The sequence below is a fragment of the Bacillus sp. JJ1566 genome (assembly GCF_036962685.1).
Classification (GTDB): Bacteria; Bacillota; Bacilli; order Bacillales; family Bacillaceae_L; genus Ferdinandcohnia.
In genome coordinates this window covers 35393-60049 of record NZ_JBALOP010000059.1, presented here as the reverse complement: position 1 = coordinate 60049, position 24657 = coordinate 35393, and the positions used below count along the sequence as shown (strand labels likewise).

Below are 24657 nucleotides of genomic sequence, written 5' to 3'. Positions count from 1 at the left end.
CCCACCCATCATAGGTCCAACATCAGGATCCTGAGGGTCAAAGTTGCCCATCATTCCTGGTCCGCTCATTGGTCCATGCTGTCCGCCACAGGTGCAGCCAGGTCCATGAGGTCCATGTGGAACCATCATATTTTGTGCCGCACCAGGCTGGCCTCCATACATATTCGGATTCATAAACATTGGGTTTTGATAATTTTTCATAGAATCCACCTCTCTTTTGTCATAAGACGAATCAAAAGCCAGTAGCTAAGTGAAAAATTTCAGTGAAAGACCGAAATATTATTTTGCAAAATGACTTTTTCATTTTTCTACCTATATCATAAATCCCTACTAGATATTTCCCCCACATCATATGCCTAAAGGGCGATTGTGTGTAGAATCACAGGATAAATGGGTATTAGCCTTGTTTCTCATTCTGCGAACTACTATAATTTTAATGAAGGTTAAAAAAGTCCGGTGAAAATGACACATCGAATTTCTGCGAACACTGCTCCAGGTACACGGTGAATAACAAGGTAATGCGCTTCTCGTCTACTAGTTTATTCATGAAGTCAATTCCTCAGCACAAGGCTGCAAGGATGCTAACTCAAGCAGTTGCCTCGCCCCGGTCCTCAAAGCTGCACCGCCTTGAAATTTCGATGCACAGGACGCGGTCCTTTTCATCCAGCTTTTTGTAACATTTATTTTAACTAGAGGTGTATAGAATGAATGAACAATTTGTAAATGAAATTTTAAATAAATTAAGAGATGGAGAACTTAGTGAATATTTGGTAAAAAATGATCAATTTTTAGAGTTTCGAACTACATTGGTCAAAAGGGAAGATTTCAAGCATTTTCGCGGGATTGCCATGCATGGTGGAGATGTGCTGTATCGATATTTGGAGGTCGCAAGAAGCTAATGGTACATAAGTCATAGACAAGGTGTTGACAAAGACCGTTACAATTTAGTAAAATTATCTTGAATTCAAGATAATGAAAAGGGTGGAAAGTATGGAAGCAAATGAATCGATTAATGTTCCTAACCTCTCCTTGAAATTTTTTGTCATATTGTCTCGAGCATTCCGATCTGTGAATGAGCGAGTTGAAGAGGATGTAAAAGGATACGGATTAAACTTAACTGAATTTGCCGTGTTAGAGCTTCTTTATCATAAAGGTGACCAGCCAATTCAACATATTGGTAAAAAGGTCTTGTTATCGAGCGGAAGTATAACCTATGTTGTGGATAAATTAGAAAAAAAGAATTACCTTGTTAGAAATCCTTGTCCAAAGGACCGACGAGTTACATGGGCGTCCATTACGGAGGAAGGTAAACAATTCATGGATACTATTTTTCCAAAGCATCAGGAAGCGATTGAAGAAATTGTCGGGGGGATATCTGATTCTGAAAAAGAAGAAATGATGGTTCTCCTAAAAAAGCTAGGTTTTCACGCTGAAAAATTATAAAAGGATTGAAAATGTATTTTACTTGACCTCCCTTTTATAAAAATACTATACTTTCAAGACAAAGAAGAGAGAATTCTTAAATAGTAGTTGTTTTATGAAAGGGAGTTTGAGTATGGTTTCAAATAAGGTGAAAGACCTTCTTTTGAATAAAATGAAAAGGATTGAAAAGGTTGGTGAACAGGATATCTGCTTAGTTGGACCTGTTACATTACCTGTTCAGTTAGATGAAAAGATAGTGACATTTAAATGGTATACCTGGTTAAAGGTTGAGGAGAAAATGAGCACAGAGGATGTGCTGGATTCACTTTCTAAAACCAACCTAGCTGCCATGCAGCAATCATCTGTCCTTGTGTATGGGGATTTTGATATTGAAAATGATGCCCTTATTCGCATGCATAGTATTTGTCATACAGGTGATATTTTCGGTAGCAAACGTTGTGATTGTGGATTCCAATTGCGTGAATCGATGAGAATGATTGTCTCAAATGGCTGTGGTGCACTCTTTTATTTAGCCGATCACGAAGGAAGAGGGATTGGGTTATTTTCAAAATCACTTGCCTACATTCTTCAGCAAGAAGGGTTTGATACGGTTGAAGCTAATCTTGCATTAGGCTTTAAAGACGATACCCGCAATTATGAAGATGCAATCCGCGTGTTGAGTGAGCTACGTGCGAAGCCAGTTACGCTAATTACAAATAATCCGAAAAAATTAGCTGCTTTACAAGAATATGGATTATTATCGGAGACCCATATCCCATTATGGGGGGATATCTCTGAATACAACGAAAAGTATTTAGCAACAAAGGTTGAAAAATCTGGCCATATTCCGGTTAAAGAAAAAATGACAACAATCTAATATTCCTTTACAAAGGTAAGCCTCAGACTCGGGGCTTACCTTTTTAGTATTAATATTTTTTTGCAAAAAATAGAGGAGAAATGTATAGTCTTGTACTATTTATATGGTAGAGTCTTGTTGAAATGGGGGAAACAGTAGTGGAAAGCTATGGGACGCTAATAAAAAAGCAACGAGAATTCTTTTCTTCAGGAAAAACGAAGGAAGTTCCTTTTCGAATTGATACGCTTAAAAGACTTCGAAATCTAATAAAGACCCACGAAAAAGAAATCATGTCCGCCTTACATAAAGATTTAAATAAATCGGAGTTTGAGTCCTATACGACGGAGATTGGGTTTGTATTGGAGGAACTGCGCTACACCTTAAAGAATATTGAAAACTGGGCAAAGCCTAAAAAGGTAAAAACAAGCCTAACAGGCTTTGGCGGCAAAAATTATATCTATCCTGAACCATATGGAGTGGTATTAATTATTTCACCTTGGAATTATCCGTTCCAACTTGCGCTTGCCCCCTTGATTGGAGCAATCGCTGCAGGGAATTGTGCGATTTTAAAGCCTTCAGAATTAACACCAAAGACCTCGGAATTATTGACAACGCTGATTCGTGAAAATTTCCAAGAGGAATACATCGCAATTGCTGAGGGTGGGGTTGAAACGAGTACCGCCCTATTAGATGAAAAAACAGATTATATCTTTTTTACAGGAAGTATTGCTGTTGGGAAGGTGATTATGGAGGCTGCTGCGAAGCACTTAACACCGGTTACCCTTGAGCTTGGAGGAAAAAGTCCATGTATTGTCCACAAGGATGCTAATCTTCAGTTGGCGGCAAAGCGGATAGCGTGGGGGAAGTATACAAATGCTGGGCAAACCTGTGTCGCACCAGATTATTTATATGTCCATCATGAGGTGAAGGATGAATTTTTGAAGCTGTTAACAGAAGCAATTCAAGAACTATATGGAAATGCACTTAGTGAGAATAGTGAATTTACTAAAATTGTAAGTGATCGGCATTTTCAACGTCTAAAAACGTTTATATATAATAGTGGAACCATTTATTATGGCGGAGAATCGGATGCCGAAAAGCAATTGATTGCACCAACGGTCCTGACTAACATTACATGGGAGGACCCCATCATGGAGGATGAAATTTTTGGGCCGATTTTACCGGTGATGGAATACGAGGATATTTTACAAATCATCGATGAAATGAATGAACGTCCAAAACCACTTGCCCTTTATATTTTTTCAGAGGTTGAACGTTTGCAAAACAAGGTCCTTGAGTCAATTTCCTTCGGTGGCGGCTGTGTAAATGACACGGTCTATCATTTTGTTTCGCCACATTTACCGTTTGGCGGTGTGGGCGAAAGCGGAATGGGTGCTTATCATGGAAAGGGAAGTTATGATGTATTTTCGCATCAAAAAGGAATCATGAAGCAAACAACACGTTTTGATTTACCATTCCGTTATCCAACAACAAAGCATGGATTAAAGTGGATAAAAATGATTATGAAATAACTTATCAACCTATATTACATCTCTGTGATGTTTGTAAAAATCAAACCGTATTTTTCATGCATGTCCAAAATTTAGGCGAAAATCTAGGTCAGGATTTTTTTTCCATGTATATTTTCAGTCAATGTGTCACAAAGGCTCTCGCAGTCTACCATTTTTTGGACCATGAAACGAAATATTACAGCTGTTACCCTTCTAGTAGAGACAAAAACGACGACTATTAGGAGGAAAAAACATGAAAAACCTTAAAAAGATTGGATTTGCAACTGCATTAACATTCTCGATATTAGCATCTAGTGTGAGTGCATCGGCAGCAACTCACACAGTTAAATCAGGTGATACATTTTGGAATCTTGGCATGAAGTATGGTGTGTCGGTACTAAAGCTAAAAGAAGTTAATAACCGAACAAGTGATATGATCTATCCGGGAGAAGAACTTGAAATTCCTGAATCAGTGACAGCACAAGATAAAGAATTACTTGCTCGAATCGTACATGCTGAAGCAAAAGGCGAGCCGTATGCGGGCAAAGTTGCCGTGGCTACAGTAGTGTTAAACCGTGTTGATTCACCTGAATTCCCAGATACTATTAAAGATGTAATTTACGAAAAGACACCAGGTGGTTCATATGCATTTAGCCCAGTGGCAGATGGTTCAATCAATCAACCTGCTGATGAAGAATCAAAACGTGCTGTAGATGAGGCCATTACGTTCCGTGGACAAGGGAATGGCTCATTATTCTTCTTTAATCCAGACAAGTCATCACAACCATTCATGATGTCACGAGAAGTAACAACTATTATCGGTAATCACCGATTTGCAAAATAATGCGTATTCCAAACACTCATTTCGGTTCAAATCGAAGTGGGTGTTTTTTTGTGTGATAAAAACATATATTGAGTATTATGCGAAAATATTGAAGGGAGAGTGAAATTTTTGGCAGCTAAGGTACTATTTTTTGGAGATCCTGGAATTGATGATTCCATTGCGATTATGTATGGATTGCTTCACCCCAATATTGAATTTGTCGGAATCGTGCCAGGCTATGGAAATGTGGAACAGGAACAAGCGACTCAAAATGTGGCATATATATTATCCCTGGCTGGTAAAAGAGACATCCCGATTATAGCAGGGGCAAAGGGTCCATTTACGGGGGAGTTTACCCCTTTTTATCCTGAGATTCATGGGGAAGAAGGGCTTGGCCCCATTCGTCCACCTGATACATTAGCAACTGCGGATTTATTAAACTTTGATGAGATATTTAATATTATAAAAAAATACGAAAATGACCTCTATATCGTTGATGTTGGGCGATCAACATCACTTGGAATTGCCTTTCTACTTGGCGGAGACGTTATGAACAAAGTGAAAGGTATTTATGTAATGGGAGGGGCATTTTTTGTTCCCGGAAATGTCACTGCCGAAGCTGAGGCAAATTTTCATGGGGATCCGGTCGCCTCAAATCTTGTCTGTGAGCATGCACGAAACCTTGCGATTCATCCGCTTAATATTACAATCCAAGCCCTTCTAACCTCAGATGACGTTGAGGAAATTGTCCGCCGTGGAATCCATAATCCGTACCGTTCATTAATTCGACCCATTTTCGATTATTATTATGAATTCTATAAAAAAAGCATGCCTGGAATTAAAGGGACACCCTTACATGATGTTGTTGCCTTAAGTGCAATCGTGAATCCATCATTTGTGCAATATGCACACCTTAGAGTGAAGGTAGAAATGTCCGGGATTTTAAAAGGAGTCAGCGTTGCAGATTTTCGTGCAAATCCAGATAAGGAACCGCTTGAAACATTAGATCGAATTGGATTGCGCTTGGATTATGAAAAATTTATTACTGAGTTTATCCAAGTAATGACAATGGGGGATGTAAAATAGGTAGGAATATGTAGTCCTTTCGGGGCTCGAAGCGATTTTTTGAAGGAAATGGTATAATAGTAACGGAATAATATTTGTAATTTTCGGAAAATATACCCAAGCTTTCTTGCCCACATTTGGCATATAATGTGAATAAGGAAGCTTCTTTCTTTAGCCTAAGGTCAAGCATTACTAAATCTGGACTTTAGGGGGTGATGACATGTTGTTACATCTCGTGCTAGCAATCTTTATTGGTGGCTCTATGGGGTTGTTGGGACATGCTAAAAAACAGGGGAAAATCGAAAAACCTCGTGTGACAAAACGCTTCATCTACCTCGGCTTCTTAGAAGAAATGATTATCGGAACCGTCGCAGCAGTATTAGTCGTAGCTTCAAGTGACACAGAATCGATTTTTCGAGTAGTGTTCCTCTCGATTTTAGCGGGTTATGGGGGAGAAAGAATTATGCAGAGGGTTGATTTAGTCAGACAAGTTGAACGACCGAACCAATTGCCAGCGGAAACAAATCAAGAACAGGAGAACAAGAATAAGAATGATGCACTCTGATTTAAAAAAAGTAAACAAAGAAAAACGCGATGTCTTCTAATCGACTCTTTTTACAGGAAAGCTGTAAAAAGAGTCATTTTTATTGTTGTTTTACCCTCGACCTCTGGAAATCTTTGTGATACACATCATATCGACCTTAAACTAGAGTTGTTTCTATTAAAATGGTATAATCAGTAGCAGTGAACACGAAATGGAGGATTTACACTACATGATTACAGTTACTAATGTAGGTTTGCGTTACGGTGACCGCAAGCTTTTTGAAGATGTTAATATAAAGTTTACACCGGGAAATTGCTATGGGCTGATTGGGGCAAATGGCGCCGGAAAATCTACCTTTTTGAAAATCCTTTCTGGAGAGGTTGAGGCCCAAACTGGGGATGTCCACATGACACCTGGCGAACGTCTTGCAATCCTAAAGCAAAACCACTTTGAATATGAAGAGCATGAGGTTCTTAAAGTGGTTATCATGGGACATGCGCGTCTTTTTGAAGTAATGCAGGAGAAGGATGCAATCTATATGAAGGCAGATTTCTCCGATGAGGACGGGATGAGAGCGGCTGAACTTGAAGGAGAATTTGCCGAATTAAATGGTTGGGAAGCTGAATCAGAAGCAGCTATCCTTTTAAAAGGATTAGGAATTTCTGAGGAGCTTCACACGAAAAAAATGGCAGAACTAACTGGTTCTGAGAAAGTAAAAGTATTATTAGCCCAAGCCTTATTTGGAAAGCCAGATGTCCTATTACTTGACGAGCCTACCAACAACTTAGATTTAAAAGCAATCCAGTGGCTAGAAGAATTTTTAATTAACTTTGAAAATACCGTAATTGTCGTATCCCATGACCGTCATTTCTTAAATAAAGTATGTACACATATGGCCGACCTTGATTATGGGAAAATTCAAATCTATGTTGGAAACTATGATTTCTGGTATGAATCAAGCCAGCTTGCCTCCAGAATGGTGCAGGATACAAATCGTAAAAAAGAAGAAAAAATTAAAGAACTACAAGCTTTTATTGCGCGCTTTAGTGCAAATGCATCAAAATCAAAACAAGCAACATCTCGTAAAAAGCTTTTAGATAAAATTTCACTTGATGATATTAGACCATCCTCACGCCGTTATCCGTTCGTCGGTTTCACACCAGAGCGTGAAATCGGAAATGATCTATTACGCGTTGAAGGTTTAACAAAAACAATCGATGGCGTGAAGGTGCTTGATAATGTGAATTTTATTATAAACAAAGGTGACAAGCTCGCGTTTGTAGGAAAAAGTGAAATTGCAATCACAACCTTATTCAAGATTTTGATGGGTGAAATGGAAGCGGATAGTGGTACTTTCAAATGGGGAATTACAACGTCCCAAGCCTATTTCCCTAAAGATAACTCCAAGTACTTTGAAGGAAATGAGCCAACATTAGTAGACTGGCTTCGTCAGTTCTCCCCAAATGATCAAAGTGAGAGCTTCCTACGTGGATTCTTAGGAAGAATGCTTTTCTCAGGAGAAGAAGTACTGAAAAAGCCTAGTGTTCTCTCAGGAGGAGAAAAAGTACGTTGTATGCTTTCAAAAATGATGCTAAGTGGCTCAAACGTGCTATTGCTCGATGACCCGACAAACCACTTAGACCTTGAGTCCATTACTGCGTTAAACAATGGCTTAATTGCATTTAAAGGTTCCGTGTTATTTACATCACATGACCATCAGTTCGTACAAACAATTGCGAACCGCATTATTGAAATCACACCAAATGGTCTTGTTGATAAGCAAATGACATATGATGAATACCTTGAAAATGCTGAACTTCAGAAACAAGTTGAAGCAATGTATGCGTAATAATCAAATGCGGAAGCGCCTTTAACTGCGGAACGTCGACTAAAATCTGCCACGTCTTAAGTTTGACGTCTAGAAAAAACCGTCTATCCTTTTGGGGAGACGGTTTTTTACGTGTCTGAAATAGTTGAGTCGGCACCATCCTGATCAAAGGTAATGGATGTGCTTACACCATTATTATTTGTAATATAGATCCCTGTATTAAATGATCCCGATCCTGAAATGGTTTTACTACTTGATGTTGGAGAAACGTAAAACGAATTACCAGTAATTATGATTCCCTCATTGCTATTAATTTCAATCGGTCCTAAAAAGATAGAAGCCATATGCTTTGCACCTACTCTACATAATCATCATAGTACTAGCATATGGCACAAGTGGAAATCTGAAAGGTACAAACTCCTATGAAATAAAAAAGGATAAGCCCAAAGGGTGGCTTATCATTTACCTAATAATGCTAAAATTCCCTTAAAAATAAGAACAAATGAAAAGACAATAATTGTAATAGCACCCACTAGAGTAAATACGGAGTGTAAGCTCACTAAAACAGTGTCATACGCAGTTACTCTAATTAGGGCAAAACCTGCTAAAATACACGCAACAAACAAAAATACAAATTTATCCAATCGTTTCCCCTCCTTTACTACACTATATGTCCCATTAACTGAAAAGTGAGAAATTCGAGGATGTTTTTAACTTTATCAGCAAAAATCTTCAATTTTGCTGGTAAAGTTAAAGCCTCCGGCGGATGCCACAGATTTTCAAAGGAAACTTTTCGAGCATGCTCGAAAAAATCTGGGCGCAAATACGCAATTGCGCATTTGATTCATTTTTTTAATATTTGGGAATAAAACCGAAAATCGTGAATAGAATAGTTTTGTTGGAAATTAAAGGTTTAAAAAACGATAGGGTGGGACAGATGGCATTAGTAAAAAATTGTATCATTGTGTTGTTGTTTGCACTATTAGTTGTGGGAATGATTTTATTCGGAGTAAGATCGATTGAGGCAAAGGAAAAACCAACTGTGATGATGTCGACTGAGATAATAGATGATCAAAAGACCGTTCACTTCTAAAAGGTGACGGTTTTTTTCGTGGATTTATGGAAGAACAACAAAAGGGGGCCACGTAAGAGGGCCCCCAGAAAGATATGGTTATTGTTGCGAACCATTTTTAAGCTGTTGCTGTGCCATGGCAACGAGGCGTTTCGTCATTTCGCCCCCGACGGAGCCGTTAGCACGTGCGGTCGTATCTGCACCAAGCTGAACACCAAACTCATTGGCGATTTCTTCTTTCATTTGATCTAGAGCATTTTCAGCACCAGGAACCAATAGTTTGTTTCTTGCCATGATACATCACTCCCGACAAAGTTTTTGAGTAACCAGACGATTACTCATTATTAAGGTGCCACGCATCGGAGAAATGATGCTTGGGAAATTGGACCAAGCTTGCAGGTAGTGGGATAGGGAACAATTTATCCAGGTTTGGGCACAATCAATGTAAGTTAGGGAACAATTCCTTCTAGTTAGGGCAGAATTATCATAAAATAGGGCCAAATTAACTATTCCACCTTTAAACTTTCTTCCTCGAGCTTCTCCATTTCCGCTTTCATCCAATCTGGATTCAATTTTTCACCGATAAATACTAACGTTGGCTTATAATTCATAAGTTCTTTTAAGTAAATCGGTGTTCCATAAGAGTATTGGAACAAATAAGTGTTAGTGGAATGGGTAAACTTTAAATAGCCCTTAATTCGGTAAATCGTATCAGGCATCTTTCTTAGCCAATCCTCGAATAAATCGAGGTCAAGTGGGTTTGTAAATGTATGTACAAACGTTTTTAGCTTCAAATCAAGATGGACATGGGCACGTTCGTGCTGCTTGCGAGGGGCCTTTTTAACTGTACGAAGTTCATCAAGCTTCACAGAAGCATATTTCGTCAACAAACATCTTGCATCACTGTTTATCGATTGAATTTCAAAAATCATTTGTCCTTGTTCCATCTCTGATAATTGATCTACTTTATTAAGTAACAAAACGTCGGCATGGTGAACCTGTTCGCGTAAGAGCATTTGCAGCTGAGCACTTAATAAGCCTCTTTCCTTCCAACGCTTCACATCAATAAGGGTCACAATTGATTGAACAAATAATTGATCCGCAAATAGTGGAGACATACATGCATCCAACACTTCAATTGGATGAGCAACCCCTGTTGTTTCAATATAAATGGCATCAAGGTCATGATCTTGGAGAAGCCCCTGTAGATGAACCTCAAGCTGGCCTTGAATCGTACAGCAAACACAGCCGTTTAACAACTCTTTTAAAGGCGTATTTTCTGAAACCGCATTTGAATCAATTGATACCTGGCCAAGCTCATTCATTACAACCGCTACTTTTCGCCCTAAATCCTTTTCTTGCGTAAGAATATTTTGTAATAAAGTGGTTTTACCACTTCCTAAAAATCCGGATAAAATAAAAACCTCAACTTTTTCCATAAAAACTCCTCATTCTTTATGTTTAAATATACTGCCCTTTTCTCTTATAATAAAGGTAATCAAATCTATTATAGCCTATAATTGCGGACAGGGAAGAGGAGCAGTCTTGAAACAACTTCAAACCAATTATTCTTTTACTGATTTAAAAATGAAAACATATAAATTCATGCTCCCGTTTTTAATAATCGCGTCTACTATTGCCATCATTCTTGAGAATCTTAATGATTATAATAGCTTTTTTAATCGTGTTGCTTTACCAACTTTACTTGTATGGTTGGTTTTCGTTTACTTGTTGATTTTTAGGCTTTCTCCGAAAAAGTTTCTTTACATCGAATACTTAACATTCTTATTTGTTAGTGGTCTATTCGGGGGAAAGTTTTGGGTAGCCATTCATTATGAATTTGGGGTCAATGGACTCTATATGTTTGGTGAATTCTTTAATTGGATTCCGTTATTTTTTATTTTTATCTATTTTACTTTTGACGGAAAAAGAGCTCTTGTCGTTTCACTAGGCTTCCTTGTTATCACCACTATAATCTCGATTGATTATATATTATTCGGGAATTTTGATCGTTTTAGTATAAGCCCGATCATACAATTCCATCTTTCCAATATTGTTTATGTAATTGCCCTTTATTTTCTTCAAAAGCTCAAACAGGTATACCTACAAGTAAATGCATTAGATAAGATGTCAAACACAGATTTTTTAACTGATTTGCCGAACCGTAGGTATATGCATTCTCTGCTATTACATGAATTAAAGAAGGAAAGCAGGGTATCTATCATTTTGTTTGATATCGATGATTTCAAAAACATTAATGATCAATACGGTCATGATATTGGTGATCTGGCATTAATCAAATTATCGGAAACTATTAAAATATATCTTGGTGATAAGGGAGTACTTGGCAGATGGGGAGGGGAAGAGTTCCTGATTATTTTAAGTAATACCTCTCCTTTAACCGCTTGTGAAATAGCGAAAGAAATTCAGTCATTACTTGAACAGACAAATTTTGATCAAGTAGGTTTTGTTACATCAAGCTTTGGAGTAACAGGAGAAGAAGAACATGATTCCATTCAAATGCTACTAAATCGTGCAGATAAAGCATTGTATGAAGCAAAAGAAAACGGGAAAAATCAAGTATGTGTAGGGTAGGGTTGACAGATATCTCGAATCCACATAAACTAGAACTAACAAAATTGGAAAGGAATGGGTAAGGGGTAATGGATAACTAATCTTATTTTCGTACAACTTTTTCAATAATGAAAAACGTGTATCTAGAGAATAGGATTCGTATGCCCAAATCCATGTCCATTTGTATAATATACATTTGTACGTTTTTTGTGATGGGAATAATGCGTCCTCTCTAGATACAATCTAGGGAGGTTTTTTTTATGACGATTTTAAAAATAAGTGGGGTCCACAAAAGCTACGGAGATAAGGTTATCTTGAATAATATTGAATTTGACGTCAAAAGAGGAGATCGAATCGGGATTGTTGGAAATAATGGAGCAGGGAAAACGACATTGGCAAACATCTTAACAGGAACAATTGAGATGGATAAAGGAAATATTGAGATGCCAGCTGGACCGATTTCCATTGGGTATGTAAAGCAGGCTGCTGTGGATGCGCTTCGTGACCTTGAAGAAGCAAAAATTTCAGGTGATATATTGGAGCAAACTAGTCAGCTCGGGTTAACGAAAGTCCAAACCTTGGATCAAAAACGAGGAGCACATTTAAGTGGTGGTGAGAAAACAAAGCTTTCACTTGCAAAGGTCTGGGCATCAAGGTCAGATCTTTTATTGCTTGATGAACCAACAAATCATCTTGATTTTAAAGGCGTAGAGTGGCTGATTGAAGAAATGAAAGCTTTCCCGGGTGCAATCATTGTTATCTCACATGACCGTTATTTTCTTGATAAAACTGTAAGGAAAATTATTGAATTAGAAGACGGCGAATCGTTCATTTATCAAGGTGGTTATTCGGATTTTTATAAGGAAAAGGAAAGGCAATACCAAAGCCAGCTCCATCACTATGATATCCAACAAAAGCATAAAGAGAAAATTGAAAACCAAATGAGCAACTTACAAAATTGGTCGGACAAAGCGCATCGCCAATCGACAAAGCAAGAGGGCTATAAGGAATTTTACAGGGTAAAGGCAAAGAAAATCGATAAACAAATAAAATCAAAAATGAAGCGCCTTGAAAAAGAGCTTGAGAAAAACAAGGTCGAAAAGCCAAAGGAAAAGGAAGGCATCCAATTTCATATGAAACAGAGTAAGAAGCGAGGGAAACGTATTGTTGAAGTGAAAAATGGAGGAATGAGCTTTGGTGAGAGGCAATTGTTCCAGAATATCCAATTTTATGTGAAATTTGGTGAACGAATTGGCATTCTTGGTGAAAATGGCTGTGGGAAAACGACCTTGCTTCGTGTAATGATGGGAGAATCAGAGCTTTCAACTGGGGAGCTTTGGAAAAGTGATTCCTTAAAAATCGGTTATTTATCTCAGGATGTAACGGATATGGATGAAACGGAGACCATCCTTGATTATCTCGGTCTCACTGTCAAAGACGAGATAAGTGAAGCTAGAACGTTTTTTGCAAACATTGGATTTAATGCCGATAAAATCAATCAGACGATTTCGACTTTAAGCTTAGGTGAACGTACAAGGGTGAAGCTTGTAAAATTGTTATTGGATGAAGTAGATTTGCTTATTTTAGATGAACCGACCAACCATCTCGATCTCGCAAGTCGGGAATCACTTGAAAAAATGCTGCAATCCTATGAAGGTACGATTCTTACCGTTTCCCATGATTATTATTTTCTTGAAAAAATGTGTAACAAACTGCTTGTGTTTGAAAATAGTATCATTAAGAGGGTTGAAATGGGGATAGAGGAGTATAGGCAAGAACCAGTCACTGAACAAAACAAGGAAGAGGAAAGGCTTCTCATTGATAATGAGATTAGTGCAGCAATCGGTCGATTATCATTGTTAACAAAGGATGACCCTAAATACGAGGAACTAGATAAAAAACTACTAGCCTTACTGAAAAAGAAAAAAGAGCTGTAAGAAAAAAGTTCAGTGCTTTATAACACTGAACTTTTTCTACTTAGGCACCTTTTTGTAAAGGCGTGTATTGAATATGACGCTTTTTCTGAAGTACAAAAACGAAAACGAATAAAATGATACCTAAACCACTGAATAGAACATGAGGGTAGATGAGCAATAGACCACTCGTGATTAAGAGAATTCGGTCTGGAATGCTAGCTTTCGTTCGAAGTCTACCGATAATTCCTCCACTTAATGCTACAACTCCCACTACAGCAGTAAAGAAAGAAACAATGATTTCACCCGGTGAACCATCTAGCAATAATGCAGGCTCGAGCACGAACATAAATGGCACGATAAAGCCAACAATTCCAAGTCTAACAGCTTCTAACCCAACCTGATTTGGATTGCTATCTGCAATTCCAGCCGCGGCATAGGCTGCAACGGCAACAGGCGGTGTAATCGCAGAAAAAATGGAGAAATAGACGATAAATAAATGCGCAGACATTAACGAAACACCTAATTCCATCAACGCTGGAGCAGCTAACATTGCCGTTAATATATACGCAGCTGCTACCGGCATCCCCATACCTAAAACAATACAAATGAGCATCGTTAGAATTAAGGTTGGAATAAGCATACCTTCAGTTAACCCAAGTACAACACTTGTTAATTTTCCACCAAGACCTGTCGACATAATGCCAGAAATCACTAACCCTGCAGCTGCACATGCCGTTGTAACGGGGATGGAGGATCTTGCACCATCAACCATCGCTTCGAAAATTTGCTTAACACCCATTCGCGTTTTTTTCCGGAACCAACTCACTAAGACAATAGCCAATACACCATAAAAACCAGTCCTTGACGCACTATACCCATTTAATAGAAAAACGAGCAGGACAACAAGGGGAATAAAGTAGTACCAGCCTTCTTTTAACACATGTGAGACTTTAGGGATATCCTCTTTTTCTGCTTTTGGTAAATCTAATCTTACTGCCTCAAAATGAACCATGGCTAGTAAGGAGATGTAGTATAGAATTCCTGGAATGATTGCAGCAATAACAATTGATATATAAGGTATTTGTGTGATCGCTGCCATTAAAAAGGCGGATGATCCCATAATCGGTGGGAGGATGCTACCACCAGTAGATGCAGCTGCCTCAACTGCTGCTGCAAATGATGGTTTGTAGCCAGAGCGTTTACTAACCGGGATGGTAAACGAACCTGTCGTCACGACATTGGCTGTTGGACTTCCGGAAATCATCCCAAAAAACGCACTTGCTAGTACGGCTACCTTTGCAGCTCCGCCACGTGTTCTTCCGGCTAAAGCAGTTGAAAGCTGGAAGAAAAACTCACCCGCACCTGCTTTTTGTAAAAAGGCGCCAAACAATAAGAACATGTACACGAAGGATGCAGCAACAGCAATCGGTGAACCCCATAGTCCATTAAAACTGAAAGCTAAATCTTCAACTACTTCTGAAATCGAAAATTCCCGATGCCAAATGAGTCCACCTAGATGATGGCCCCACAGTGCATAGCCAACTCCAATTAAGACAATGATGACAATTGGCATTCCAATCGTCCGGCGAGCTGCTTCAATGCTTAATACGACAAATACGAGACCGACCAGTAAATCCAATGAAGACAATGGGTCAACAACCGGAATCCGTTCTGCTATCCGTACCGCATGAATGTTAAAATAGATTCCCGCACCTAGTGCTAAAAAAGTACAGATATAATCTACTACTGTTGGGGAAACGCTCGTTCCATTATTTTTTGAAAAACTATAATACATAAAAGATAAGATGAGAATGAGTGATAAATGCGTCGCTAACAGCTGAATCGGATCTAATTTTCCCCAAACAACGGACCCAACTTGGAATACTGATAGAATGAATGCGAAGCCTATAAATATTTTCAAATGAGGTCCTGCTAAGTGGCGCTTTTCACCTTCAGAGAAGGCTCTTGTTAGATAATGTTTAAAGCCCATTATGTTGGGAACTCCCTTCTAAAATTCGTGAATTAGTCCTTGTTCTTTTAAAAATTTCTTTGCACCTGGATGGAGCGGGACCTTCCCAACCTTGCTAAAGTTTTCGTCTGATAGATTTTTAAATTCTTTATGAACAGTGCTTAAGTATTCAAAGTTCTCATAGATCGATTTTGTGACACGGTACACTTCTTCTTCTGGTACATCCTTATGAACAATCAAAATCGCAGGAGTATACAGGGTATTTACATCTTTATTTAAGAAATCATAACTTCCTGCATGGATTGTACCTAGCTCCATTCCTAATTTTTCTGATACAGCTTGAAGGATATCTTGATTCATAGAAATAATTTTCAACTTATTTGTGATAGCCGCTTCTAAAATATCACTAGAAGGAACTGAAACTGCATCTCCAGACGTATCAATTCGATTATCCGCCATCAATTCAAAGGTTGTTGATCCACTTAAATGATCAACGGAACCACCCCAAGAAGCGATATCTTTATAGGTTACACCGTACTCATTTAAAATGGCTCGTGTAATGATTTCACCGGCTGATCCTCTTTGGTCAACAGCGAGGCGCATTGGCGCTTTTTTTTCAATAACCTCATCTAATGAATCAAAATCTACATCTCCCCGTGCTATCAGTTGATAATAGTTTGCAGGAATCACAACACTGATAGCCCGAATATCCGGATAAGCCTCTTTATAGGGTTCATTTCCACTGAATGCGGCATAAGCTGTCATGGCGTACGAAATTCCATATGGAACTGTGTTTGTTCCTACACTCGCAGGATTCTCTACAATTCCACCTGGCTCTACCGTAATAAACGAGCCTTCATTTTCTCGACGAATCGACTCAGCTATTCCTTCTGTAAAAACAGACCATGCCCCACCAGTTCGTCCCCCGATAATAGTTGTTCGAATATCGTCTGAATTACCGACAGAAACCGCGCCAACTTTATTCATGCAACCTGCTAGTAATAAACTACATAATAATAAAATGAAAGATAAAGTCCAATTTTTGTGAGACATTTCACTTTTACCCCCAAAGGTTATGCTAATGTTCAAATGAGATTAGCGAATTTATACTCCGACTTTTAGAGCAGTGGCATGATTTATTTGGTTAGGAAGTTTTTTTGTTTCCTTCTTTAACCTGTAAACTAATATCAAGTGCTTTAACAGAATGAGTTAAAAATCCTAATGAAATATACTGGACACCTGTTCCAGAGTAGGTAGCTAAATTATCCAAGGTAATGCCACCAGAGGCTTCAGTGATGATGCCCTTAGGCACTAGTTGAGCGTATTCCTTCACTTCTTCTGGGCTCCGATTATCAAACATGATTACATCTGCTCCAGCTTCTACTGCTTCCAATACCTCTTCCAGATTTTCAGTTTCAACCTCAATTTTCACCATATGGCCAATTTTTTCACGTGCGGCTTGAACGGCTTTTGTAATGGAGCCACAGTAGGCAATGTGGTTATCTTTAATCATGACACCATCATAAAGGCCATAACGATGGTTTTTACCGCCTCCAGATACGACTGCATATTTATCAAGCATCCGAAGTCCTGGAATTGTTTTTCGGGTGTCACAAATTTGGATGGAAGGGTCGTTTAACGCATTTACACATTTGTTTGTGACCGTTGCAATACCACTCATACGTTGTAGGAGATTTAAAATAACTCTTTCACCAGTAAGCAGATGAGCAGTTGGACCGCTTACGGTTGCAATTGTATCGCCCGCTGAAACAAGATCTCCATCAGTGAAACGAAGCTCAACTTGAATGGTTGAATCTAACAGGTGATACGCTTCTTTAATAATGGCTAATCCTGAAATGATTCCATTTTCTTTGGCGATGAACACACCTTGACTCGTTTGTTCAAGTGGAAAAATCGATTGACTGGTTACATCCTGATCACCAATATCCTCAAGCAAAAACTCCTGAAGTATTTTTCGCAATTTTACTATATTCATAGTTTGCCTCCTAGTATAAATAAGTTTGAGAATAACTTCACAAACTTAGGTAGATTACTTTGTTAAAAGTTCGAGAAGATGGAAATACATCTGTCTTGTCATCTATATTTACACAAACTTGACACAATTTCAATAGAATTAATGAGAAAATTTTTGAATGGAAATAGGGGATTGGGAAGAAAAAAGGCACCACTCGGAGCTAATGCCCGGTGATGCCATAGTGTTTGTCTAGTTCCTGGCGCCATCAGCTCTCTGGTCTAGCCAATCACTTCGGAAGGTTGGGGTCGTCTTATGCTTGACTTNNTTTTCGAGGAAGTGCTGACATCGATTTTTGCCTAAGGACGTGGCAGTATTTAGTCGATGTTCCTTCTCAAGGCGCCTTGCACTTTTCTTGTTAAAAAGCCCAGTTTCCGTTGCGGAAGACAGGTTCAATTGTGCCGTCAGCAGTTATACCGTCGATGTCCATTTCACCTGAGCCAACCATGAAGTCGACATGTGTGATACTTGAGTTTGCACCTTTTTTCACAAGCTCATCACGTGACATCGTTTTACCGCCTTCAATACAGAAGGCATATGCATTTCCAATGGCGAAGTGATTGGATGCATTTTCATCAAAAAGTGTGTTATAGAAAAGAATTTTTGATTGTGAAATAGGTGAGCTATGTGGCACAAGTGCAACCTCACCTAAATAGTGGCTGCCTTCATCTGTTTCTACAAGACGTTTTAACGTGTCCTCACCTGTTTCGGCCTTCACCTCAATGATTCGTCCATTTTCAAAAGTTAATGTAAATTGATCAATCTGGCTTCCACCGTAATTAAGCGGCTTTGTACTACTCACGAATCCGTTTACACCGTCTTTTTTAGGAACGGTAAACACCTCTTCAGTCGGCATATTGGCTACGAACTCAATGTTTTGTTCGTTTTCACCACCACCGCCAATCCATACATGGTCTTCAGGTAATTCGACCACTAAGTCTGTTCCAGGTGCTTTATAATGTAATTTTTTATATTTTTTCTTGTTTAAATATTCAACCTTGGCATGTAATGTTGCATTGTGTTCCTTCCACGCTTGAACAGGGTCCTCGACATCGACGCGAGTTGCTTGAAAAATGGCATCCCATAATTTCTCGACTTGCTCCTCTGAGGATAGGCCAGGGAATACTTTCTCAGCCCAGCTCTCTGAAGGGACAGCAATGACAGACCAACTGACTTTATCCGCCTGAGAATAATTTCGGTATTTTTCCAAAGCTAGACCTGCCGTTTTATTCGCGTTGGCAATACGTTCAGGGTTGACGCCTTTTAATAAATCTGGATTGGACGAAATGATAGATAAAAAGGCAGCTCCATTTTCCGCAAGTTCTTCCATTCCTTTTGCCTTCCACATCGGATAATCAAGAAACGCTTCATCTGGTGCAAGGTCAAAGCGAGTGCGTGTAATTTCGTCATCATTCCACTCGACATATACATTTCTTGCACCTGCCTCATATGCTTTTTTGACAACTTTTCTTACATATCCTGCAGCTGAAATAGGTGCATTAATAAGAAGATTTTGTCCTTTTTGAACATTAACACCCACACGTACAGCTAAATCAGCATATTTTTCAAGCATTTGTTCGAACTTAGACATAAGAATTCTCCTTTAATTACGTGCTAAACAATTAGCACAAGTGTAAATATTTCCTATTTAGTGTAACAGAAACGATTCGAAGGGACCAGAGGGACGGTTCACCTGGTTCCTTCAAATGTTCCTGATTAAGTTTGAGGGTTAAATAAAGTCCAAGGAACCACAGGAACCGTCCCCTTGGTTCCCATGGTTCAAAGTTTGCAAAAAATAGGCGGATGTATATTGACATAAAAGTAAATGTCTATTAATGTATTAAGTGTACTACATGATGTAATACACCTAAAACACGAGTGATAAAGAACAACTGAAAGGGGTGTTTTGCTTGTATTTTCATTTGGATGAACGTAGTAATACACCAATTTGGGAACAAATTGTGAACCAAGTCAAGGAGCTCATTTTAAAAGGAGTCCTTCAGCCGAATGACAAATTATTAAGTGTTCGCGAGCTCTCCTCGACCTTGCTTATAAATCCAAACACCGTCAGCAAAGCCTATCAAGAGCTAGAACGACAGGGAATTATTGAAACAAGAAGGGGAAAGGGCACATTTGTTTCCGAACAGCTTCCAAAGAAGGTGGATGATGAAAAAGTGGAGGAAATCAAACAATCATTAAAGCTTTTACTCGTAGAAGCTTCTTATCTAGGGATAAATAAAGAAACATTTGTTGAGTGGATTGAAAAGTATGTCGATGAGTTAGGGGGGAAGGACAGCAATGTTTAACGTTCATAATCTTTCAAAGACCATTGAAGGAGAAAAGGTTTTAAACAATATTTCTTTTTCAATTGGAGAAGGGTCAATCGTTGGCTTGGTCGGGCGTAATGGAGTCGGAAAGACAACGCTGCTAAGAAGCCTTGTTGGCATTTTAGATGCGGATCAGGGGGAAGTTGTGTTTCAAGATAAAAATATCGTGATACACCCTGAAGTTAAGGGGGAAATGGTATTTGTTCCAGATTCAAACTCGACATTTAATGGTTACAGTATTAAAGAGCTTGTGAATTTATATGAAGCAATTTATGTGAATTTCGATAAAGCCTATTTTTATCAGCTTCTACAGCGCTTCAAGCTTCCAGAAAAGCGAAAAATTCGGACCTTCTCACGAGGGATGAAGGCCTTGTTATTTATCATTTTAGCCATTTCAACGAGGGCAAAACTGATTATTTTAGATGAACCAACAAATGGGCTAGATGCGATTGTAAAAAGGAAAATCCTGCAGTTTCTCTTAGAGGAAGTTTCAGAATCAAGGATTTCACTTCTAATTTCAAGCCATCATTTAGATGAACTTGAGAAAATCGCTGATACGATCATTATGTTAAAAGATGGCGAGGTTGAATCAATTGTCACAATGGAGGATGCAAGACTCCATTATAAAAAAATACAGATTGTATTTAAAGAAAACGGTATGCCAATAGAAATGGACCAGCTTCCAAATATTGAAGTTCTATCTCAAATCGGACGTGTGTACACCCTTTTAATAAAAGGAAATATAGAAGAAACAGTATCACGATTAAAAGAGCAGCAACCAGTGCTGCTAGAGGAATTGCCTTTTGTCTTAGAAGACATGTTTGTGTCTGCATTAGGAGGGGATGACATTGTTTAATAAAGCACTTTGGCTTAGGAATTATAAACAATCAAAGTTTGTTGTATGGGGACTTTGGTTGGTTTGCCTTTACTTTCCATACAAATTAAATAATTTTTTAAGCATCGAGGAGAATTCGCTTTTACATTGGGATGAATGGGGAAATTCTGAACCATATTCATTATATTTTGGAAACTTTTTAGAAGTGGGATTGTTTCAAGTTCTTGCATCCATTTTATTGGCCACAGCCTTAATTGGATTAGAACGAACAAATCAAAGCTTGGATTTTACGTTAGCACTCCCATACAAAAGAAGCGATATTTTTTTCTCAAAGTGGATGTTTGGAGTTGTTCATTTAACAGTAGCATTGGTAGTAAGTGTATTAATTTCAATGTTCATACTTGGGAATTCAGTATTACATGAATATCTTTCATTAGGTGCACTTGGGTATTACTTTGTAATTGCACTGGCAACTTTAATAGGGGTTTTTACGTTTAGTCTGTTTATTGGCTTAATTGGAGCAAGTTTTGTTTCACAATTTGCGTTTAGTGTGATCTTTCTGTTTTTGCCATACGGACTCTATAACTTAGTCATGTCAGGAATATCTGATCACTACAGAGCAATCACAGGTGTTCATTTTATAAAAGAAAACTTCGGAATCCAAAGGTTTGATGCCTATGCTGAGAATCTCTCTTTTCCATTACTATTATTGGATTTTGAACGGGATATCAATGAAATCTTTGTGTGGAAACAAGCTTCTTTTATAGGTTCGTTATCAGTAATCATCATTCCGATTGTTGTAACGATTATTTCGTTATATTTGATAAAGCGATTATCAATCCGAATAAAAAGTGAAAATAACGGTAAAATCTTGGCTTATGAGAAGCTGTTTCCTTACCTAAAAGTGGGCGTATTCATCTGTTTCTACCTATTCGGTGGAATGGTATTTGGCTCGTCTCATAGGTACGACGAACCCCCAAGCCTTCTATCCTATCATCTCGGAGGACTTGGATTCAGCATCATTGCCTATCTCATCCTCACTAAATTAGCGGGAGTCAGGATGCAATTCGGAAAAAAATAAAGGGAACCAGTGGTGGGCCAGAGGGACGGTTCTCTTGGTTCCCCTTGGTGCTCGCAGCAAGTATTTTAGGCTTTTAGGGCATTTTGGGACCAGAAGAACCGTCCCCATGGTCCTGGTTAAATTAAAGGAGATAAAACAATGATCGAGATAAAAAATGTAAGTCATGATTTTGAGATAGGGAAGAGGGAGAATAAGACTGTTATTCCAGTTTTGAGGAATGTTTCGTTTGAGGTGAATCGTGGTGAGATTGTCACGATTGTTGGGCGGAGTGGTTCAGGGAAGTCGACTCTTTTGAATGTTATCAGTGGATTCATCCATCCAAAGGAAGGGCAAATCTTTATTGACGGCACTGACGTAACTAAATTTAATGAAGCAAAGTTTGCTGATTATAGGCTTCAGCATCTTGGGTTTATTTTTCAGAGCTTTCAGCTTATCCCAAGCATGACAGCTTTTCAAAATGTAGAATTACCCCTTATTTTAAAAGGATTAGGAGAAAGAGAGCGTGCTCAAAAGACCGAAAAAATGCTCGCGAAAGTTGGTTTATTAGAATGTAAGGACCATTATCCAAGCGAGCTTTCTGGTGGTCAACAGCAGCGGGTCAGTATTGCAAGAGCTTTAATTGTCAATCCACCCATTATTCTTGCAGATGAACCAACTGGAAGTTTGGACAGTGAGACAGAGGATGATCTCCTACAATTTATTAAACAACTAAACAAGGAACTTGGCATCACTTTTTTAATTATCACCCATGATGAAAAGGTTGCTAGAATTGGACATCGCACGATTGAAATTGCCGATGGTCATCTTGTCGAGGAGGTCGTAGCGGTATGAAATTCATCGATCAATTTCGCTTTGTGAGACAAAATATGAAGAAAAATAAAACAAGAATCTTTATGACCGTTTTAGCGACCGCGATGGGCTGTGCATTCCTAATTGTATTGGCGTCAGTAGGATTCGGTTTGCATAAATCAATTGTAAAAGATATCACAGAGCGCCAAATTGTGACTCAAATTGAAGTGCACGGAAAACTAGACAGTAATGAAAAATTTCTTGAATTAACAGATGAAGATGTTGCACATTTTGAGAAGATTGAAGATGTTAAGGCGGTTACGCGCAGGCAACAGCTTAGCCAAGAAGGGATTTACAAGATTGATGATTATGGTGCTTGGGGACAAACACTTGTCACTCATTTTCCATCTGAAGTAAAAGCTGGCTTTGAATTATCTGAGGGTCGTTTGCCTGAAAAAGAAAATGAAATAGTAGTCGGGCATCATTTCGTGGAAAGCCTTCAAAAAGAAGGTGCTGGAGAAAATGTTGACGTTTATAATGAGAATGGTCAACTAAAAGAAGAGTTTCGATATAAAGAAAGCTTACTAGGAAAAACGCTAACTTTAACTGTTATGCAAAATAAAGATAGCGAAGAAGTAAAAAAAGAAATTCCACTAACGGTTGTAGGGGTTAGTAAGAAACCAACAAAAGAGTGGATTTACGACCAATCCGTGTTTATTTCTGAAGGCACTTTAGGAGAAATTGAAGAGTTTACTGGAACAGCACGAGGGATGGTGCTTGGACCGAATGAAATAGCTGAAGACTACCAAATTGAAGGGTCAAGAAACTATGATGAAATAAAGGTTTATGCGACCAATATGGAAGCAGTTGAAGGTATCACAGAAGTATTAGACCAAGACCATTACTTAACATATTCCGTTTTAAATGAATTGAAGGAAGTTAACATGGTGTTTGCGATTGCAAAGGCAGGATTGATTTTCATCGGAACTATTGCCATTTTAATCGCCTCAATTGGAATCTATAATACGATGACAATGGCTGTCACAGAACGCGCGCCAGATATCGGAATCATGAAGGCCATTGGCGCAAATCCTGGAGTCATTAAGAAAATTTTCTTAATTGAAAGCAGCTACATTGGGATTTTAGGGGCTTTATTTGGAACAATTGTAGCATATGGAATAAGCTTTGCAGTGAATCTAGCAATCCCATTAATCATTCAAACAGCATTTGGAGAGGAAATGCCTGAAGGCTTAATGTTCTCACATATTCCAGTTTCATTACCATTGATTTGTATTGCAATCTGCCTACTCGTCACGATCATTTCAGGTATGAGACCTGCACAACGCGCTACAAAAATCGATGTCCTAAAAGCTATGAGAAGAGAAGTGTAACAGGGACCAGAGGGACGGTTCTCCTGGTTCCTTAAGGAATTCTATGTTGGGGGACCACAGGAACCGTCCTCATGGTTCCCGTGGTTCCAAGCTTTTCAAAAGGGGGATGAGAAATTGAAACTGTTAAAGGTAATATCGTTCGTTCTCATCATGATTTTACTTGCTGGGTGTAATAAGGAAGAGATGAAATGGTATGAAATGGTTGTGTTTAAACCTGTGGAGACACCGGAAACAATCAAGACATGGTCTGCTCAACTTCAGTACATTAATTATAGTGAAATGATAGAGACACCACCTGACATTCTCAAACTTACATACAATGAGGTTGGATCTCCGATTCCAAGTGAGGTTGCCTTTCAAATTCAAGGGACTTCAATTTCGGGGACAATTGAATTAACAACCGATGGCACAGGTGAAGCCGTTATCGACCGGACACTGCTATTAAACTATCTTGAAACGATTATTCTAGAGGATGGCACAATAACAGGTCCAATCCCACTTGTTCTTAGCTGGGATAATCAAATAGAAGAGATGACCTTACCTTATTTGACAGCTGTTAAGGATTTTGAAGAAACAACATTGAACAAATTGCTGAAATTATTCTCATAAAATGAAACCCATC

26 protein-coding genes are annotated in these 24657 nt (G+C 38.6%); 17 read left to right on the top strand and 9 right to left on the bottom strand.

Features of this window, described 5'->3' with window-relative positions; genetic code table 11:
• On the bottom strand, positions 1 to 201 hold a 201-nt coding region (locus tag V7112_RS20965), incomplete at its 3' end, for a hypothetical protein (RefSeq protein WP_335423429.1).
• 503 nt (positions 202 to 704) lie between these two features.
• Between V7112_RS20965 and V7112_RS20960 the strand changes: the two genes are divergently transcribed.
• The 8 genes from V7112_RS20960 to V7112_RS20925 all read left to right on the top strand — a co-directional run bounded on the left by V7112_RS20960 (position 705) and on the right by V7112_RS20925 (position 8070).
• Positions 705 to 899, top strand: coding sequence for a hypothetical protein (locus tag V7112_RS20960; protein WP_335423428.1), 195 nt, complete (start codon positions 705 to 707; stop codon positions 897 to 899).
• A gap of 91 nt (positions 900 to 990) precedes the next feature.
• Complete coding sequence (locus V7112_RS20955) at positions 991 to 1443, top strand: MarR family winged helix-turn-helix transcriptional regulator (protein ID WP_335423427.1); 453 nt, start codon at positions 991 to 993, stop codon at positions 1441 to 1443.
• A gap of 112 nt (positions 1444 to 1555) precedes the next feature.
• Complete coding sequence (locus V7112_RS20950) at positions 1556 to 2299, top strand: GTP cyclohydrolase II (protein ID WP_335423426.1); 744 nt, start codon at positions 1556 to 1558, stop codon at positions 2297 to 2299.
• A gap of 137 nt (positions 2300 to 2436) precedes the next feature.
• Positions 2437 to 3810 carry an aldehyde dehydrogenase gene (locus V7112_RS20945; RefSeq protein ID WP_335423425.1) on the top strand — a complete coding sequence of 458 codons (1374 nt, stop codon included), beginning with the start codon at positions 2437 to 2439 and terminating at the stop codon, positions 3808 to 3810.
• Between the two features lie 232 nt (positions 3811 to 4042).
• Complete coding sequence (locus V7112_RS20940; protein WP_335423424.1) at positions 4043 to 4633, top strand: cell wall hydrolase; 591 nt, start codon at positions 4043 to 4045, stop codon at positions 4631 to 4633.
• Positions 4634 to 4741: 108 nt separating this feature from the next.
• Entirely contained in the window at positions 4742 to 5698 is a 957-nt protein-coding gene (locus V7112_RS20935) for a nucleoside hydrolase (RefSeq protein ID WP_335423423.1), read from the top strand.
• A 199-nt stretch (positions 5699 to 5897) separates the two neighbouring features.
• Complete coding sequence (locus V7112_RS20930) at positions 5898 to 6242, top strand: DUF4257 domain-containing protein (RefSeq protein WP_335423422.1); 345 nt, start codon at positions 5898 to 5900, stop codon at positions 6240 to 6242.
• Positions 6243 to 6450: 208 nt separating this feature from the next.
• A complete protein-coding gene (locus tag V7112_RS20925) occupies positions 6451 to 8070 on the top strand; it encodes an ABC-F family ATP-binding cassette domain-containing protein (protein ID WP_335423421.1) in 1620 nt (539 codons plus the stop codon).
• A 107-nt stretch (positions 8071 to 8177) separates the two neighbouring features.
• Here V7112_RS20925 and V7112_RS20920 read toward each other — a convergent pair whose 3' ends face one another.
• On the bottom strand, positions 8178 to 8393 hold the full coding sequence (locus V7112_RS20920; RefSeq protein WP_335423420.1) for a spore germination protein: 216 nt from the start codon (positions 8391 to 8393) through the stop codon (positions 8178 to 8180).
• 114 nt (positions 8394 to 8507) lie between these two features.
• The gene (locus V7112_RS20915) at positions 8508 to 8693 is read right to left on the bottom strand and encodes a hypothetical protein (RefSeq protein WP_335423419.1); all 186 of its coding nucleotides are present in this window, start codon (positions 8691 to 8693) and stop codon (positions 8508 to 8510) included.
• A gap of 293 nt (positions 8694 to 8986) precedes the next feature.
• Here V7112_RS20915 and V7112_RS20910 point away from each other — a divergent pair, with 293 nt between their 5' ends.
• Complete coding sequence (locus tag V7112_RS20910) at positions 8987 to 9142, top strand: hypothetical protein (protein ID WP_335423418.1); 156 nt, start codon at positions 8987 to 8989, stop codon at positions 9140 to 9142.
• A 78-nt stretch (positions 9143 to 9220) separates the two neighbouring features.
• Here V7112_RS20910 and V7112_RS20905 read toward each other — a convergent pair whose 3' ends face one another.
• Positions 9221 to 9415 (bottom strand): alpha/beta-type small acid-soluble spore protein, encoded by a 195-nt coding sequence (locus V7112_RS20905; RefSeq protein ID WP_057996587.1) that lies wholly within the window; start codon positions 9413 to 9415, stop codon positions 9221 to 9223.
• Between the two features lie 212 nt (positions 9416 to 9627).
• Positions 9628 to 10560, bottom strand: a complete 933-nt coding sequence (locus V7112_RS20900; RefSeq protein WP_335423417.1) for a CobW family GTP-binding protein — start codon at positions 10558 to 10560, stop codon at positions 9628 to 9630.
• Positions 10561 to 10666: 106 nt separating this feature from the next.
• Here V7112_RS20900 and V7112_RS20895 point away from each other — a divergent pair, with 106 nt between their 5' ends.
• Positions 10667 to 11716 carry a GGDEF domain-containing protein gene (locus V7112_RS20895; protein WP_335423416.1) on the top strand — a complete coding sequence of 350 codons (1050 nt, stop codon included), beginning with the start codon at positions 10667 to 10669 and terminating at the stop codon, positions 11714 to 11716.
• Positions 11717 to 11955: 239 nt separating this feature from the next.
• On the top strand, positions 11956 to 13632 hold the full coding sequence (abc-f, locus tag V7112_RS20890; protein WP_335423413.1) for a ribosomal protection-like ABC-F family protein: 1677 nt from the start codon (positions 11956 to 11958) through the stop codon (positions 13630 to 13632).
• Positions 13633 to 13672: 40 nt separating this feature from the next.
• Here the strand turns inward: abc-f and V7112_RS20885 are convergent, their stop codons facing one another.
• The 4 genes from V7112_RS20885 to V7112_RS20870 all read right to left on the bottom strand — a co-directional run bounded on the left by V7112_RS20885 (position 13673) and on the right by V7112_RS20870 (position 19203).
• A complete protein-coding gene (locus tag V7112_RS20885) occupies positions 13673 to 15601 on the bottom strand; it encodes a TRAP transporter permease (protein WP_335423412.1) in 1929 nt (642 codons plus the stop codon).
• Positions 15602 to 15619: 18 nt separating this feature from the next.
• Positions 15620 to 16633, bottom strand: a complete 1014-nt coding sequence (locus tag V7112_RS20880; protein ID WP_335423409.1) for a TAXI family TRAP transporter solute-binding subunit — start codon at positions 16631 to 16633, stop codon at positions 15620 to 15622.
• A gap of 91 nt (positions 16634 to 16724) precedes the next feature.
• Positions 16725 to 17576 carry a carboxylating nicotinate-nucleotide diphosphorylase gene (gene nadC / locus V7112_RS20875; RefSeq protein WP_335423407.1) on the bottom strand — a complete coding sequence of 284 codons (852 nt, stop codon included), beginning with the start codon at positions 17574 to 17576 and terminating at the stop codon, positions 16725 to 16727.
• 394 nt (positions 17577 to 17970) lie between these two features.
• Complete coding sequence (locus V7112_RS20870) at positions 17971 to 19203, bottom strand: aminopeptidase (RefSeq protein ID WP_335423404.1); 1233 nt, start codon at positions 19201 to 19203, stop codon at positions 17971 to 17973.
• 319 nt (positions 19204 to 19522) lie between these two features.
• On the opposite strand from V7112_RS20870, the gene V7112_RS20865 reads away from it, so the two are divergent.
• The 6 genes from V7112_RS20865 to V7112_RS20840 all read left to right on the top strand — a co-directional run bounded on the left by V7112_RS20865 (position 19523) and on the right by V7112_RS20840 (position 24644).
• Complete coding sequence (locus V7112_RS20865) at positions 19523 to 19918, top strand: GntR family transcriptional regulator (protein WP_335423402.1); 396 nt, start codon at positions 19523 to 19525, stop codon at positions 19916 to 19918.
• Positions 19911 to 20795, top strand: coding sequence for an ABC transporter ATP-binding protein (locus V7112_RS20860; RefSeq protein ID WP_335423399.1), 885 nt, complete (start codon positions 19911 to 19913; stop codon positions 20793 to 20795). Before V7112_RS20865 ends, V7112_RS20860 begins: the two co-directional genes overlap by 8 nt.
• Positions 20788 to 21855 (top strand): ABC transporter permease, encoded by a 1068-nt coding sequence (locus V7112_RS20855; protein WP_335423397.1) that lies wholly within the window; start codon positions 20788 to 20790, stop codon positions 21853 to 21855. The genes V7112_RS20860 and V7112_RS20855 overlap by 8 nt, the downstream gene beginning before the upstream one ends.
• 138 nt (positions 21856 to 21993) lie before the next feature.
• Positions 21994 to 22686 carry an ABC transporter ATP-binding protein gene (locus V7112_RS20850; RefSeq protein ID WP_335423396.1) on the top strand — a complete coding sequence of 231 codons (693 nt, stop codon included), beginning with the start codon at positions 21994 to 21996 and terminating at the stop codon, positions 22684 to 22686.
• On the top strand, positions 22683 to 24035 hold the full coding sequence (locus tag V7112_RS20845) for an ABC transporter permease (protein ID WP_335423395.1): 1353 nt from the start codon (positions 22683 to 22685) through the stop codon (positions 24033 to 24035). Before V7112_RS20850 ends, V7112_RS20845 begins: the two co-directional genes overlap by 4 nt.
• 114 nt (positions 24036 to 24149) lie before the next feature.
• Complete coding sequence (locus V7112_RS20840; protein ID WP_335423394.1) at positions 24150 to 24644, top strand: hypothetical protein; 495 nt, start codon at positions 24150 to 24152, stop codon at positions 24642 to 24644.
• The last annotated feature ends 13 nt before the right edge of the window (positions 24645 to 24657 follow it).